General features: G+C 69.2%; 13 protein-coding genes. 3 read left to right on the top strand and 10 right to left on the bottom strand.

Going from position 1 to position 15,459, the window contains the following annotated elements:
• Positions 1-4: 4 nt before the first annotated feature.
• The 7 genes from D3261_RS07675 to D3261_RS07645 form a co-directional block, all read right to left on the bottom strand.
• Entirely contained in the window at positions 5-1,141 is a 1,137-nt protein-coding gene (locus D3261_RS07675) for an XdhC family protein (protein WP_120071078.1), read from the bottom strand.
• Positions 1,138-2,472, bottom strand: coding sequence for a VWA domain-containing protein (locus tag D3261_RS07670; protein ID WP_120071075.1), 1,335 nt, complete (start codon positions 2,470-2,472; stop codon positions 1,138-1,140). The genes D3261_RS07675 and D3261_RS07670 overlap by 4 nt, the downstream gene beginning before the upstream one ends.
• A complete protein-coding gene (locus tag D3261_RS07665; protein ID WP_120071073.1) occupies positions 2,469-3,401 on the bottom strand; it encodes a MoxR family ATPase in 933 nt (310 codons plus the stop codon). The genes D3261_RS07670 and D3261_RS07665 overlap by 4 nt, the downstream gene beginning before the upstream one ends.
• Before the next feature lie 72 nt (positions 3,402-3,473).
• Positions 3,474-4,361, bottom strand: a complete 888-nt coding sequence (locus D3261_RS07660; protein ID WP_120071070.1) for a xanthine dehydrogenase family protein subunit M — start codon at positions 4,359-4,361, stop codon at positions 3,474-3,476.
• Entirely contained in the window at positions 4,361-6,784 is a 2,424-nt protein-coding gene (locus tag D3261_RS07655; RefSeq protein WP_120071067.1) for a xanthine dehydrogenase family protein molybdopterin-binding subunit, read from the bottom strand. The genes D3261_RS07660 and D3261_RS07655 overlap by 1 nt, the downstream gene beginning before the upstream one ends.
• Before the next feature lies 1 nt (position 6,785).
• Positions 6,786-7,301 (bottom strand): (2Fe-2S)-binding protein, encoded by a 516-nt coding sequence (locus tag D3261_RS07650; RefSeq protein ID WP_120071065.1) that lies wholly within the window; start codon positions 7,299-7,301, stop codon positions 6,786-6,788.
• 2 nt (positions 7,302-7,303) lie between these two features.
• Entirely contained in the window at positions 7,304-7,969 is a 666-nt protein-coding gene (locus D3261_RS07645; protein WP_120071062.1) for a CoxG family protein, read from the bottom strand.
• A gap of 210 nt (positions 7,970-8,179) precedes the next feature.
• On the opposite strand from D3261_RS07645, the gene D3261_RS07640 reads away from it, so the two are divergent.
• Together D3261_RS07640 and D3261_RS07635 are read left to right on the top strand one after the other, a co-directional pair.
• Positions 8,180-9,388 (top strand): molybdopterin molybdotransferase MoeA, encoded by a 1,209-nt coding sequence (locus D3261_RS07640; protein WP_120071059.1) that lies wholly within the window; start codon positions 8,180-8,182, stop codon positions 9,386-9,388.
• Positions 9,385-10,053 (top strand): NTP transferase domain-containing protein, encoded by a 669-nt coding sequence (locus D3261_RS07635; protein WP_120071056.1) that lies wholly within the window; start codon positions 9,385-9,387, stop codon positions 10,051-10,053. Before D3261_RS07640 ends, D3261_RS07635 begins: the two co-directional genes overlap by 4 nt.
• Before the next feature lie 52 nt (positions 10,054-10,105).
• Here D3261_RS07635 and D3261_RS07630 read toward each other — a convergent pair whose 3' ends face one another.
• Positions 10,106-10,915 (bottom strand): luciferase, encoded by an 810-nt coding sequence (locus D3261_RS07630; protein ID WP_120071053.1) that lies wholly within the window; start codon positions 10,913-10,915, stop codon positions 10,106-10,108.
• Between the two features lie 298 nt (positions 10,916-11,213).
• Between D3261_RS07630 and D3261_RS07625 the strand changes: the two genes are divergently transcribed.
• On the top strand, positions 11,214-12,659 hold the full coding sequence (locus tag D3261_RS07625; RefSeq protein ID WP_120071267.1) for an MATE family efflux transporter: 1,446 nt from the start codon (positions 11,214-11,216) through the stop codon (positions 12,657-12,659).
• Between the two features lie 81 nt (positions 12,660-12,740).
• Here the strand turns inward: D3261_RS07625 and D3261_RS07620 are convergent, their stop codons facing one another.
• Both D3261_RS07620 and D3261_RS07615 read right to left on the bottom strand, forming a co-directional pair.
• Positions 12,741-13,370 (bottom strand): HAD family hydrolase, encoded by a 630-nt coding sequence (locus D3261_RS07620; protein WP_120071051.1) that lies wholly within the window; start codon positions 13,368-13,370, stop codon positions 12,741-12,743.
• A gap of 191 nt (positions 13,371-13,561) precedes the next feature.
• Positions 13,562-15,250 (bottom strand): hypothetical protein, encoded by a 1,689-nt coding sequence (locus D3261_RS07615; RefSeq protein ID WP_120071049.1) that lies wholly within the window; start codon positions 15,248-15,250, stop codon positions 13,562-13,564.
• Positions 15,251-15,459: the final 209 nt, after the last annotated feature.

Genomic DNA, 15,459 nt, shown 5'->3' with positions numbered 1-15,459 from the left:
GGGACTACTCGGGGACGACCCCGGCGTCGAGGTCGCGGCGGTCGTGGATCGGTCCCGCACGCGCCGAGAGGTGGCCCGAGGACCGACCGTTGGCGACCGCGAGCACCTCACCGACGATGCTGTAGGCGACCTCGTAGGGCGAATCGCCGCCGAGGTCGAGACCGATCGGCGTGTGAACCCGCTCGACGTCCTCGCCCGTCATCGAGACCTCGTCGTCGAACTCCTCGCGGAGCTCCTCGAAGCGCTCGCGCGGTCCCATCAACCCGATGTAGGGCACCCGTGTGTCGAGCAGGGTTTCGAGCGCGAGGCCGTCGTCGACGAAGTTGTGGGTCATCACCACCACGTAGGTCTCGTCGTCGAACGAGAGGTCGTCACCGAGGGCGGCCGGCGAGCTCGACAGGACGGTATCGGCCCCCGGGAACCGCTCCCGGTTCGCGCGCGCGCCGCGGAAGCTCACGACGCTGACCCGGAAGTCGACGCGTTTGGCGAGGTCGACGACCGGGACGACGTCGGGGCCCGACCCGAGCACCACGAGATGCGGCGGGACGTCGATCCCGTCGACGAACACCTCGATCGGTCCGTCGTCGGTCTCGACCTCGACGACGTCCGCCCCGCCGTCGCCGAGGAGTTCGGCGGCCGGTCCGGCGAGTGCCTCCCGAATTTGTTCGTCGAGCCCACCCGCGAAGCCCTCGTCGGGGCGGTACCACGCGCGCTCGCCGACCGTCCCCGCACCGCCGACGACCGTGGCGACGGCGACCGGTTCGTGGGCCGCGACCGTCTCGACCACCGGACGGTGGCGCTCGTCGACGGGTTCGAGAAGAACGGTTATGATCCCGTTACAACCCATGCCGTGACCCCAGAGCGCGTCGTCGCCACCGGTGAGGTCGTAGGTCTCGATACGCGGCTCGCCCGACTCGCGGACCTCGCTGCCGACCCGCGCGACCTCGTCTTCGAGACAGCCCGCGGTGATCGACCCCGCGGTGTCGTCGGGCCGGATCAGCATCTTCGCACCCGGTCGTCGGTAGGCGCTCCCCTCGACGTCGATCACCGTCGCGAGCACGTCGTCGCGGTCGTCGGCGAGCGCGTCGCCGACGCGGGACAGTACGTCGGTCTCCGAGAGGCTCCAGTCGGTCGTGGTCATGCGGTGTGTCCTCCTTCGTGAGTCGCTTCGACCCGTCGTGGGTCGTACTCGTAGCCGATCCGGCCGTGGTGGCCCTGCTGGTCGAGCTGGCGCGCCAGCTCCGCGAGGTCGTCGGGGCCGGCGAACGCGAACAGCCCGTCGAGATAGGGTAGCGCGGCGGCCATCCCGCGCGCCGTGGGTTCGTATTCCGGCGAGACTGCGAGCGGGTTCAACCAGAACACCGCCCGCGCCCGCCGCAAGAGCCACGCCGCCTCGCGTTCGAGGGTCTCGACGTCGCCCATCTCCAGCCCGTCGCTGACGACGAACACGACGGAGTCGCGCGAGACGGCGTCCGACGCGCGTTCGTGGAGTCGGGCGAGCGAGCCGCCGATCCGGGTGCCGCCGCCCCACTCGGCCTCGGCCCGCGAGAGCGCGTCGAGCGCCCGCTCGTCCGGTGCGCCGAACGCCGACGTGACCTCGCGGAGGTCGTCGTCGAAGAAGAACACCCGCGCCTCGCGCCACGCCTCGTGTGCGTGGCGAAGGAACTCGAGCAGGAACGAGCGGTCCACCACGTCGAGCACCGACCGGCTGACGTCCACGAGCAGACAGGCACGGAACTCGCTCCGCACGCGTCGTCGCCGCGGGACCTCGACCACCGTGCCGCCGGTGGCGACGCTGGCCCGGAGCGCGCGCCGGACGTCGGGGCGCTCGTCGCCGCCCGCCCGCCACCGCCGGCCCGACAGCGTCGCGAGGCTTTCGGTGAGCGTGTCAAACGCCGTCCCGAACTCGTGGCTGGCGTGGGCTGCCGACACCGCCGTCCGCCGGCCGTTCGGGCTGTACCGTGCGGTCGTCGCGCCGTCGCTGTCGGCGTCGGAAGCCGTGGTTTCGCGACCGATGACGGCTCCGACGTGGCGTTCAGCGACAGCTTCGTCGGCTTCGTTCTCGTCGTCCTGTGCTCCTCCGTCGCCGGCTTCACCGGCGGCCGGTTCGGCCCCGAACGACGCGAGTCCGCCCTCGGGCCCGTCGTCGGTCCACCCCGCTGCGTCCGCGGTGTCGGGACCGGCGGCGAGCCGCCGCCAGAACGCCTCGAACAGCCGGTCGAACGTCGGGCGGTCCGTCGCGTCGGCGACGAGGCTCGCCCGGAGCGCGACCCGGACGCGGTCGGGGTCGTCGAGCCCCACGTCGGCGAGCGCGCGCCCGGCCGTGACGCCCGCGTTCGCCGGCACCGCCACGCCCGCCCGCCGGAGCGCCCGGACGAACCGCACGAGCTCGTCGCGAACGTGATCGCTGGCGGCGGCGAGCGGGATTTCGATCCCGTCGGCACCGTCGGTCCCGTTGCGACCGGGGCTCACGCGTCGACCTCCGTCGCGGCGGTCAGCAACGAACCGAGCAGGTCGTCGTCGACGCGCTCGACGTCCTCGACCTCCTTCAACAGACAGCCGAGCGTGGTTCGGACGGTCTCGCGGTCGAGGGGTTCGTCGGAGCCGTCGCGCAGCGCGGCCACCGCGCGCGCCCAGTCGATGGTCTCGGCCGCCCCCGGCGGTTTCAACAGGGGTTCCTCGCGGAGCCGCCCGACCGCGGCACAGAGCTCGGCGGCCACCGCGGTGTCGAGTTCTGGGACCTTCCGTTCGAGGATCGCGCGCTCCTTCTCGAACGACGGTGGCTCGACGTGGAGGAAGAGACACCGGCGCTTCAGTGCGTCCGAGAGGCCGCGCGTTCGATTCGAGGTGATCACCACCGCCGGCGGGGTCGCCGCCCGGACCGTCCCGAGTTCGGGGATCGTGACCTGGAACTCGGAGAGCACTTCGAGCAACAGCGCCTCGAACTCCTCGTCGGCGCGGTCGACCTCGTCGATCAGCAGTACTGGGGGACGGTCGCCGTCGGCCCGGAGCGCCCGGAGCAGTGGGCGTTCGAGCAGGTACTCTTCGGTGAAGACGGAGTGGTTCGGATCCTCGACAGCGGATCCGGCCTCTCCCGTGTCGGCCGTCTGCGTCGCGAGGAGCTGTTTGGTGTAGTTCCACTCGTAGAGCGCGCTCTCGGCGGTCAGTCCCTCGTAACACTGGAGTCGGACGAGGTCGGTGTCGAAGCCGTCGGCGAGCACCTTCGCGAGTTCGGTCTTTCCCGCCCCCGGTTCGCCCTCGACGAGCAGCGGCTTGCCGAGCCGAAGCGACAGCGCCGTCGTCGTCACGATCTCGTCGTCGGCGACGTATCCCGTGGCGTCGAACGCGGCCCCGACCTCGGCCTCGGTCGCCTCGGTGAACCCCGTCGGCCGTTCGCTCATAGCGAGACCTTCGTCGTCAAGGAATGTAGCTCCCTCGCTCGCCCGGACCGCGTCGGACCGGGGTCCCGCCGATCAGTCGGCCGCCGTCCGGTCGGCAGCGTCGTGGACGCCGGTCAGCGCACGCTTCGTGTAGACTTCGAGGAGCTGGGCGCGGAACTCGTTCGAGGCCTGGAGGTCCGACATCATCAGGTCCACGTCGAGGTCGTCGCCCGCGTGGTCGGCGGCGGCCTCGATGGTGTCGGCGTCGAACGTGCCGTCGACGAGCGCCTCCTCGACGGGTTCGAGCCGGACCCCGTGGTCCATCACGCCGTTGGCGGCGACGCGGGCGGACTCGATCGTGTCGCCGTCGATGTCGAGCAGCGCGGCCACGCCGACCATCGCGTAGCCCGACGACGGACTCGCCTTCTTCGCGTACGCGCCGACCGCGCCGTCGGCCACCGGGATCTCCACGCGCGTGAGGAGTTCGTCGGGACCGACGTCGGTGGCGTACATCCCGAAGAAGAAGTCGTCGGCCGGCACCTCGCGCTCGCCGTCCGGCCCCTCGACCACGAGGGTGGCGTTCGAGGCGAGCGCCGCCCCAGGTAGATCCGCCGCGGGGTCGCCGTGGGCGAGGTTACCGCCGATGGTGCCACGATTTCTGACCTGGACGTCGCCGACCCACGCCACCGCCTCTTCGAGCGCGGGGGCGTGCTCGGCTACTTCCTCGGCTTCGAGGAGCGCGCCGTAGGTCGTCATCCCGCCGATCACGAGCGTGTCGCCGTCGACCTCGACGCCCGTCATCCCTTCGATGCCGCTGATGTCGATCAGCACGTCGGGGCTCGACAGCCCCGTCTTCATCGCCGGCAGCAGGCTGTGACCGCCCGCGAGGAGTTCGGTCTCCTCGTCGGCGTGTTCGCCGAGCAGCTCGACCGCCTCCGCGACGCTTTCGGCTTCGTAGTAATCGAACTCGTCGGGGAACATCAGTTCGCACCTCCCTCGTCGGCCGCATCCGCCGGTTGCCCGCCGTCCGCGACGGCGCTGTCGTTCACCGCCTGCCAGACCGCCTCGTTCGAGAGCGGCATGTCGATGTGGTCAACGCCGAACGGTTCGAGCGCGTCCACGACCGCGTTCACCACGGCCTGTGGGGCCGCGATGGTGCCCGCCTCGCCGACGCCCTTCACGCCGAGCGGGTTGTGCGGCGACGGCGTCTCCGTGTGGTCCGTCTCCATGTGGGGGACGTGCTCGGCCTTCGGCACCGTGTAGTCCTGCATCGACCCCGTTACCAAACTACCGTTGTCGTCGTACTCGGCGACCTCGTAGAGTGCTTGCCCCACGCCCTGGGCGACCCCGCCGTGGATCTGCCCCTCGACGATCTTGGGGTTGATCTGGGGGCCGACGTCGTCGACGGCGACGTAGTTCTCGAACTCGATCTCGCCCGACTCGGGGTCGACCTCGACCACGGCGGCGTGGGTCCCGAACGGGAAGACGAAGTTCTCGGGGTCGTAGAAGGCGGTCTCTTCGAGCCCCGGCTCCATCCCCTCGGGGAGGTCCTGGGCGAGGTAGGCCTGCTGGGTGACCTCCTGGATGGTCATCGAACGGTCCGGTGCGCCCGAGACGCTGAACTCACCACCGGAAAAGTCGATGTCGGCCTCGTCGGCCTCCAGCTGGTGGGCGGCGATCTTCCGTGCCTTCTCGACGACCTTCCCCGCGCTCGTCGAGAGCGCGCTCCCGCCGACCGCCGCCGACCGCGAGCCGTAGGTCCCCCGGCCCTCGGGCACCTCGTCGGTGTCGCTCTCGACGATCTCGACGTCGTCGTAGGGGACGCCGAGCTCGTCGGCCACGATCTGGGCGTAGGTCGTCTTGTGGCCCTGACCGTGTCCGGAGGTGCCACAGAACGCCGTGACCTTCCCGCCGGGGTGCATCCGGACCAGCCCGTTCTCCCAGAGGCCCGCTTGCGCACCGAGCGAGCCCGCGATCTTCGAGGGTGCGAGCCCGCAGGCCTCGATGTAGCTCGAGAAGCCGACGCCGAGATACCGACCCTCGTCGCGAAGCTCTTCCTGGCGCTCGCGGAGGTCGTCGTAGTCGAGCAGGTCGAGGGCCTTGTCGAGCGCGGGTTCGTAGTCGCCGCTGTCGTAGGTGACGGCCACCGGCGTCTCGTAGGGGAAGTCGTCGGAGCCGATGAAGTTGTGCCGCCGGAACTCGGCGGGGTCCATGCCGACCTCGCGCGCCCCCAGGTCGATCAGCCGCTCGACCACGAAGAGCGCCTCCGGCCGGCCCGCGCCGCGATAGAGGTCCACGGGAACCGTGTTCGTGAACGAGCCGACCACGTTGCAGTAGATCGACGGGATCTCGTACTGACCCGAGAGCAGCGGCGCGTACAGAACCGTGGGGATCGCCGCGGCGAAGATCGAGAGGTACGCGCCGATGTTGGCGATCGTGTTCACCCGTACCGCCGTGATCGTGCCGTCCTCGTCCATCGCGATCTCGCCGGTCGTCTGGTGGGCGCGCGCCTGCGCGTCGGTCTGGTAGGTCTCCGAACGCGTCGCGGTCCACTTCACCGGTCGCTCGACCTGCATCGAACACCACGACGCGAGCGCCTCGTCCGGGTAGAGCGGCGACTTGCTCCCGAACCCGCCGCCGACCTCGGGCGCGCGAACGTGGATCTTGTGCTCCGGGACGTCGATGACGCCCGGGAGCAACAACCGATGGAGGTGGGGGTTCTGGGTGGTGAGGTCGAGTTCGAGGTCGCCCGAACTGGGTTTGTACTCCGCGAGCGCGGCCCGCGGCTCCATCGCGTTCGGGATCACCCGTTGGTTCTCCAGATCGACCTCGGCGGTGTGGGCCGCGTTCTCGAAGGCGTCGTTCGTGGCGTCCTCGTCGCCGAGCTCGAAGTCGAAGGCGACGTTGTCGTCGAACGCCTCGTGGACCCGCGGTGCGTCGTCGTCGAGCGCGTCGCTCTGGTCGACGGTCGCATCCTGGCGGTCGTAGTCCACGTCGACGAGGTCGACGCCGTCCTTCGCGGTGTACCGGTCCTCCGCGACCACGACGGCGACCGCCTCGCCGACGTGGCGTACCCGGTCGGTCGCGAGCATCGGTCGGTCCGGGTTCTTCAGGCTCGGGAGCTGCCAGCCGGTCGGGATCATCCCCGGAACGTCGACGTCCTCGCCGGTGTAGACGGCCAACACGCCGTCGAGCTCCTCGGCCGCGCTCGTGTCGATGCCCTCGATCGTCGCGTGACCGTACTGGCTTCGCACGACCGCCATGTGGGTCATGTTCGGCCGCTGGATGTCGTCGGTGTACTCGGCCTCGCCGGTGATCAGTGCGGGGTCCTCGCGGCGCTCGACCGCCGACCCGAGCACGGCCTCGGCGTCGATGTCCTTCGATTCGATGGTCTCGATACCCATCTCACTCGCCCTCCACACGGTCGCTGCCACCGTCGGCCACGACCTCCTGGTCCATGTGGTCGGCGGCGTACTCGACGGCGTTGACGATGTTCTGATAGCCGGTACACCGACAGAGGTTCCCCTCGATCGCCTCCCGGATCTCCTCCTCGCTCGGGTCCGGGTTCCGTGCGAGGAGGTCGTTCGCCGCGAGCATCATCCCGGGCGTACAGAACCCACACTGGAGGCCATGTTCCTTCTGGAAGCCCTCCTGGATCGGGGCGTAGGTGCCGTCCTCGGCGAGCCCCTCGACGGTCGTGACCTCGCGGCCGTCGGCCTGGACCGCGAGCAGGGTACAGGACTTCACCGCCTCGCCGTCGAGGTGGATCGTACACGCTCCACAGGTCGAGCTCTCACAGCCGACGTTCGTGCCCGTATAGCCGAGTTCGTCGCGGAGCGCGTGGACCAGCAACGTTCGCGAGTCCACGGTGAGTTCGTGTGCCGTGCCGTTGACGCTGAGTTCGATGTCGTGTTCTGCCATTGTCAGTTACTCCGTGACCGCCCGAGAATCCGATCGACGATGCCGCCGTCGTTCGATGCCTCCGTCTCCGCCGCCGTCTCGTCCACCTCGCCCTCGTCCGCGTCGATCGCCTCGCTGTCGGCGATCTCGCGGTCGCGGATCTCGCTCTGAACCGAGGAGAAGAACCGCTTGACGACCTGGTTCGCGGCGGGGTTGATGACGCGCTGGCCCATCGACGCGATCCGGCCGAACACCTCGGCCTCGGCGCGCCAGTCGACCTCGACACCGTCGTCGGTCCCGTCGAGGTCCATCCAGGCGTTCATCTCGAACGAGCTGTCGCCCGCCGAGCCCTCGCCCGAGGCCTTCATCTCCGGCTGCTCGCGGTGGTCGATGGTCACCACCGTCTCGAAGGTGGGGTTCACCGGCCCGATGCTGATGCCGATCACCGTGGCGTAGGTCTGCCCCTCCTCGAACGCGCGGTTGGCGATCACCTCCGGGTCCGACGTCGGTTCGACGTCCCTATCGCCGTGCTCCTCGCGGAGCGCGTCGAAGTCGACGTCCTCGTCCTCGACCGGCACGAGGAACTGACAGCCCGGAAGCGCGTTCTCGATCATCACCGGATCCGAGAGCGCGAGCCAGACCTCGTCGACCGTGGTGTCCTCCAGTTCGAACGTCCCATTGAATTCCATGTCAGGTATCCTCGGCAGGACGCACTGCCTTCGTGCTACTGCGGCCTTCGAAGACAAAAAGATTAGTGTCGATCCTGATAGTTTAGGCGCGCCTTATTCTCACGACCGACCGAGGGCGGAGTCGTCCCCACGGGCGACGGCGGATCGAGCTGGGTCCGACGACTGGGGAGACGCCGACAGCGTATTCCGCCGGTTCGCCGTAACCGTGTCATGGTCGAACCCGAGATGGTGGCGCGCTCGACCGCGGTCGACCGGCTCCTCGAACGCCGGGCCGGATTCCTCGAAGCGCTCCCGACCGAATTCGTTGGACCCGCCGAGAGCGCCGGTCGAACGCTCGCCGAGGCGGTGCGCTCGCCCCGCGACGTGCCGCCGACGGACTACGCCACGATGGACGGCTACGCCGTCACGGCCGCCGACGAGGGCTCGCGAACGGTCGTCGGCAGCGTCGCCCCCGAGGACACTCCCCCACGAACCGATCCCGACGAGGCCGTCGCGGTCGCGACCGGCGCGCCGCTCCCCGATCGGGCCGACGCCGTCGTCCCGCGCGAGGACGCGACCGTGGCGGACGACCGACTCACGGACCCCGGTCTCGCGGGCGGCACCAACGTGATCCGTCGGGGAACCACCGCGTCGGCGGACGAGCGGCTGTTCGCGGCCGGCGACCGGCTCGCCCCGCGATACGCGGCGCTGCTGGCCGACGTCGGGGTCGAATCGGTTCGGGTCCGCCGCCCGCCGTCGGTCGCCGTCGTCGCCACCGGCACCGAGATCCACGAGGGTCGCCAGCCCGACCGGGACTCGGGCTTCCTCGCCGGCCTCGTCCGTCGGTGGGGCGGCGCGCCGTCGGCCCCGAGGACCGTTCCGGACGACCTCGAAGCCGTCGCGAGCGCCATCACCGATGCGGCCGCCAACCACGACGCCGTCCTCACCACCGGCGGCACGAGCGTCGGGGCCGCCGACCACGTCTCGGACGTGCTCGCCAACCACGAGCGGCTGTTCGCCGGCGTGGCGCTCCGTCCCGGTCGACCCGTGACCGCGGCACTGGTGAACGACACCCCGGTGATCGGGTTGCCGGGCAAGCCCATCGCGGCCCACACCGCCGCGGTGCTCGTCGCTCGTGCGCTGTTCGTCAGCAGGGAAGCGATGCCGACGACGACCGCCGACCTCGCCCACGCTGTCTCGGTCCCCGACGACGGGATCGAGTACGCCGTTCCAGTGGTTCTCGAAGTCGGGGACGAGGGCCGGACGGCGATGCCGCTCGGGCACGTCGATTCGTCGCTCCCGCTCTACGAGGAGCGGTTCGCGGCGGGGCTCGTCGCCGCGAGCACGCGCGCCACGCTCGCCGACGGCTTCGTGCTCACCGACGCATCCCTCGAATCTGGCGAAGCTATCGAGGTCGTCCCGTACTCGGTGGTCGAATGACCAACGACCTCCGTCGGCTCTCGCCGGCCACGGTGCGGGACGCGCTCGATGCGGACCGGAGGACGGATCCGACGGTGGTCGGGGTGCTCCTCGCCGCGGGTACCAGCAGCCGGTTCGGTGTGGCGAACAAGCTCCTCGCCGAGGTCGACGGCGAGCCGCTGGTCCGTCACGCGGCCCGCACCCTCCGCGACGCCCGGCTCTCGGGTCTAGTCGCGGTGCTCGGCTGCGACGCGGCGGCGGTTCGGGACGCGCTCGCCCAGAATGAGGGCGATTCCGAGGACTTTCGATTCGTGACGAACCCCGACTACGAACGCGGGCTCTCGACATCCGTTCGGGCGGGCGTGGACGCGGCGGCCGAGGTCGGGGCGAACGCGGTCGTGTTCCTCCCGGGTGATATGCCCGGGGTCGACCCCGAAACCGTAGACCTGCTCGTCGACACCCATCGTGCGGACCTCGCGGACGCGGTCGCGGCGAGCCACGACAACCGCCGCGGGAACCCCGTGCTCTTCGACGAGCAGCACTTCCCGGCGCTCCGCGCGGTCCGCGGCGACGTGGGCGGGAAGCCGGTGCTTCTCGACGCCGACCGCGGGGCGGTCGTCGAGACCGACGACCGGGGCGTCCGGGCCGATGTCGACACCCGCGAGGACCTCGACGGCCGCGGCTGAGGGACCAGTGGTCGGACGGAAGCTCTCCTGAGATGTCTTCGCCGGTCGGCCGTCAGTGGCCGAACGCGGTCGGCCCGCGCGCCGGGTAGCCGACGAGGACGTCGACGCCGGCCGCCCGGAGCTCGTCGACCCGTTCGTCGACCGTCTCGGGCGGGCCCGCGAGCGCGAACCCCTCGATGGCCGAGAGCAACACCGAGCGCGACCGGCCGGTGGCCGTCGCGTCGGTCGCGGTGCCGTCGGCGGCGGCCCCCGACGTATCGGCTGCGGCATCGAGCGACGCCGCGACCGAGCCCCGGCGGGAGACGTAGCCGCCGAGCGCGTCGAGGAGGACGTCCTCGTCCTCGCTGAAGACGACCGGTGCGTAGACGGCTATCTCGCCCTCGAAGCCTGCCGCGCGGAGCGCTCGCACCTCGCGGAGGGTCGTGGGTTCGAGAAGCTCGAACTGTGTGCCGCCCGCCGCGAGCGCGATCCGCTCGACGCCCTCGGTGCCGACCCACGCGCCCGGCGAGCGCTCGCGGGCTGCGCCGAGTCGTGGCGCGATCGCACGACTCCGTTCGTTCGCCGAGAGGTACGCCGGGTTGCCGGCGACGACCACCCGACCCACGTTCGGGGGGAGGCGGGCCGCGAGCCGGTCGTCGCCCAGCGGGTCGAAGCCGTCGGCACGGACCGGCGTCGTGACCCGGAGGTCGGTCCCCTGCGCGAGGTCGGCGAGTCGTTCCGAACTCGGGACCCGTTCGCGACCCTCGTAGTCGACCACCGCCCTTTCGACCCCGTCGAGGCTGACCCGGTCGAGGTCGACCTCGGTGGGTTTGAGCGCGACCCCGTCGAAGCCGGCCATCGAGAAGGTGGCGATGCCGGTCACCGCCGCTCACCACTCGATCGACGGGAGAACGGGCGGCGGTCGGGACGGCTATCGCGGAACACGATCCATCGTCTGTGCGACCATGGTCCCACGAGCCGGTGGCGGCCCTAAACTCCGTCGATGCCGCCGACCGACGAGACGTGTCGACCGACAACAAAATAGATCGTGATATAAAATCGGAGAAAACCGGTCCGTGTGAGGATGTAACTCGGAATTTCACCAAGTTTTCATCCATATTTGTACAGTATATACGAATCATACTGAAACGCCTTTACGTCGCGATCGGGTAGGGAGGGTGTTGCTATCCGTTCCAAACCCCATCCGGTTTCTCGTTTCGGCCGTCGGTTTCGTGCTGTCCTGGCTCGGGATCATCGACCGGCAACGTGCGCGCCGGACCACTGACCTCGCGTGGCCTCGTATCGTCACCGGCATCGCCAGAATGTCGAAGAACGCCGTCGACGTCGCGATGGTCGGCATCGCGGTCGGCTCGGCGGGCATCGCGGGCGTCGGCTTCGCCGGCCCGTTCTGGGGGCTCGGCTTCGCCATCGGCGGCGGGATCGCCGCGGGCACGATCGCACTCGTCTCCCAGCGCTACGGCGCGGGCGAGCACGACGGGATCGGCCAGACGGTCCGGTCGAGCACCGCCGTCGTCGTCGGCCTCACCCTCCCGATCGTCGCGATATTCTGGGTGTTCGCGCCCGACCTCGTCGGGCTCATGACCAGCGACCCACGAGCGGCCGAGCTCGGCGCGTCGTACCTCCAAGTCGTCTCGCTCGGCGTGCCGTTCGCGGCGCTCAACCTCATCGGGAGTCGGGTCTTCATCGGCTTCAACGACGCCCGCACACCGATGATCCTCCGGTCGGCGGGGGCGGTCGCCAACGGCCTCATCAACGCGGCGCTGATCTTCGGGCTCGGGATGGGCGTCGTCGGCGCGGCCATCGGGACCGTAGTCTCGAACGCGGTCGTCTGCGGTGTGTTCGCGACCGGACTCGTCGCGGGCCGGTTCCCCGGCATCGGCGAGTTCCCCGTCCGGATCGATCCCCTGGGGCCGTACCTCGACCGTGAGTTCGTCTCGCAGCTCGTCGATATCGGCACCCCGGTGATGGGTCGCAACCTCGTCTGGACCGTCGCGGAGTTCCCGATGCTCGCGATCGTCGGTCTCTTCGGCACCGAGGTGGTCGCCGCCTACGTCATCGCTAGACGGATCTGGGGGCTGATGAACACGCCCGGCTGGGGCTTCGGGCTCGCCTCCTCCAGCCTCGTCGGTCAGGAACTCGGCCAGAACCACGAGGAGACCGCCGAGGCCTACGGCTTCGAGATCGTCCGGTTCGCGGTCGGCGTCTACCTGCTCTCGGCGGCCGTGGTGTTCGTCCTCTCGGAGCCGATCGTCCGGGCGTTCGTCGACAACCCGACCAGCCCCGCGATCCCGCTCGCGGTCTCGATGGTCTCGGCGGCCTGTATCGCCATCGTCTTCCAGGGGGTCACGGGTGGCGCTGCCGGCCCGCTCGACGCGAGCGGCGACACGCGCTGGCCGTTCGCGAGCCAGGCGGTCGGAACGTTCTTCGTCGCGATCCCGCTGGCCTACCTCGGCGCGACGACGCCGCTCGGGGTCTGGGGAATCTACCTCTCCTTCGCGGCCGAGACCACCGTGCCGGCCGCCCTCAACTACTACCGACTCGCCACCGGGGAGTGGAAGCGCGTCAGTCGGAGCTACCGACCCGGTGCGAGCCCGGCCGACGACTGAGGACGGGCCCGTACCCTGTGAAGTCCACCGACCGGCGCGCTCGCCGCCGAACCGCTCCTCGATCGGAAAACGATCGTTCGCTCAGTTCGAACGCCGTATCCGATCGAGGACCGCTGGAAGCACTGTGAAATCCTCGATGGTGTAGTCGGGTCGCCGGTACGGTTCCTCGTCGTCCTCGTTCTCGACCCAGACCGTCGTCATCCCGAGACACTGGGCCATCAGGAGGTCCTCGTTGAACTCGTCGCTGACCATCACGACCGTCTCGTTCGTCCCCTCCATGCTACGGACGTAGCCCCGCGGATGTGGCTTCGGCCGTTCCAGCTCGCTCGAAACCAGGAGGGCATCGAAACAGTCCCGGACCCCGTGGTCCCGGAGCACCGACTCGACCCAGGGCTTCACCATGTTGCTGAGCAACACGAGGGAGTGCTGGGTCGCCAGTTCGGTGAGGAGCTCCACGCGCTCCGCCGGAAACGCTGGATCGAGCCACGTCCGCTCGACGTACTCGCGACAGTCCGCCTCGGTCGCGCCGGTCAGCGTCGACAGCAGGTCGACGTACTGGGCTTCGGTGTCCAGAAACCCGGTCCGAAAGAGGTAGTAGGCCAACCAGCCGGGGTAGGGGTCCCGGTCCGGGGAGACGCCGAGCAGGTGTGCGTACTCCCGCTCGTCGACGTGGTCGGCGAGGACGCCACCGTAATCGAGAACGAGTCTCATTCGTTATCGAATTGCCAGCGATGAGATAGTTCTTCCGCCGTTTCCCACCCCGTAGAGTCGAACGAGACGAGAGCGACCGTCCTGTTTCGAACGATGGGAAGAACCGTGCGTACTGAACGTCGTTCGAGCGATCCCGCTCGAAATTCGGTGTATCTCCGCGAAAAATTCAGTTCGTTCGATTCGGGTCGTGACTACGAGTCCACACCCGATTCGCAGGCGTCGCCGTCGTCGTCACCGTCGAGCTGATTCGGGTCGCTCGGGTTGTTCTCGAGGTTCTGCTGTGCGGCTTCCTGGCTCGGGAAATCGTCACAGTTGAGGTCGTCGCCCGAAGCATCACTCGCCGCTGCGGCGCTTGCTGTCGCCGTTGCGGTGTCGGTCGTCGTCGCGGTTTCGGTCGCCGCCGCCGTGTCCGTTGCACTCGACGTCGGCGTTTCCGTCTCCATCGTTTCGGTTGCCGTCGCCGTCGTTTCCGTCTCGGTCGCTGTCGCCGTGGTCGTCACCGTCGAGTCCTCCGTACTCTTGTCGGGGAGGTCGACGGTCAGCGTGTGGGTTCCCGACTCAAAGGTCTCGGTGTCGCTGTCGACGAACACCTGGTCGGCCTCCGTCTGGGGGCTCCAGCCGGGGCCGGGCTTCTCGTAACTCGCGAGGGTGAGGTCGATCGGCTCGCCCTCGCTGACGGTGAAGGTGATCGTCGCGGTGTCGTCCTCGACCGCGATGTCCTCGCTCTCGATCCGGTCGGCCACCGTTTCGTCGGTCACGAACTCGCCGTCGGAGACGCGCGTGACGCCCGAGTCGGTGTTGCCGTGCGCGAAGCGGACCAGTCTATCGGGGGTGTAGTAGCCCTCGTCGCTCCGGAGTTCCTCGATCGGCTCGCCCGTCACGAAGTCCACCTGGTAGTACGTCGCGTTCTGGGGCATCGGCCGCTCCTCGACCGGCGTCACGTCGCCGTCGGCGAGGTCGAAGGTGGCGTTCGGGATGCCCGCGTTGACCGCGAGGTCGCTCACGAGGAACGAGGTGTTGATCGTGGTCGTCTCACCCTCGGTCGTGAGGGTGACGTTCGAGACGCCCTTCACCGGCACGCTCGACGCCCGGTCGAGGTAGACGGTCGCCGAGGCGGTGTAGCCGAGCGACTCGTTCTCGCTCTCGATGGCGACCACGTCGGTCGTGTAGCCGTCGACCATCTCGGTCCCCTCGTAGGTCACGTCGCTGTCGGCCAGCATCGCCGAGGGGTCACCCATCCCCATCGCGCTCGCGTTCATGCCCATCGCGTCGGCCTGCGAGACGCCGCCCGCCGCTCCACCCATCGTGCTCGCCGGCGAGACGTCACCGGTGAGCTCCGTGGCCGGGATCGCCGTCGTGGTGTCGGTCGCGGGGTCGTAGTACATCACGGCGGTGCCGTTCGAGGCCACGATGGTGCCGGCCTGGGCCTCGGGTTCGAGGACGTCGAGCCGGAACATATCGGGTGCCTTGTACGAGACGTTCGCGCTCGCGTTGTAGGACTGGCTCCCGGCGTCGTTCGAGACTACAGTCTCGCTCTCGACCGTCGCGCTCAGGTCGTGGAGCCCCTCGTAGGACGTCCGTGCGTCCTGATAGACGTCGAGCAACGTCCGGTCACCGTTTCCGGACGCCGTCCCGGTCGCCGTGCCGGCTGCGGTGGCGGTTTCGGTCGCCGTGTCAGTGGCGGTTGCAGTCGTTTCGTTGGCGGTGTCGGTCGCCGTCGATTCGACCTGTGCGTTCGCGCCGTTCGATACGTCCGCCTGTGGGCTCGCCGCGTTCGCGACCTGATCGCCGCCGAACAAGGAGACCCCCGAGGCCGGAACCGCGACGGTGAGCAGACCGAGCGCGACCACTATCGCGCCCAGCTGCTTCGTTGATATCATCAGTTGTTTTATCTACTATAACCTCTATAAAACTTCGGGTCGGGAGAAAAGAACGAACGGCGACCCGCTCGACGTGCTCGGTCGGCCCCGCCGCTCGTGTCGGGTGTTCGACCCCGAACGCGGCCCGTTTTTCGTAACGGGAAGGGCAAAAAATAAGCCGTCCTGGGTGGATTCGAACACGTGAACCGCTCCGCTTCCCAGCGACCGTT

This window comes from Halococcus sp. IIIV-5B, from assembly GCF_003602035.1.
In the GTDB taxonomy this organism is placed as follows: Archaea; Halobacteriota; Halobacteria; order Halobacteriales; family Halococcaceae; genus Halococcus; species Halococcus salsus.
This window is presented reverse-complemented; position numbering and strand designations above follow the sequence as displayed.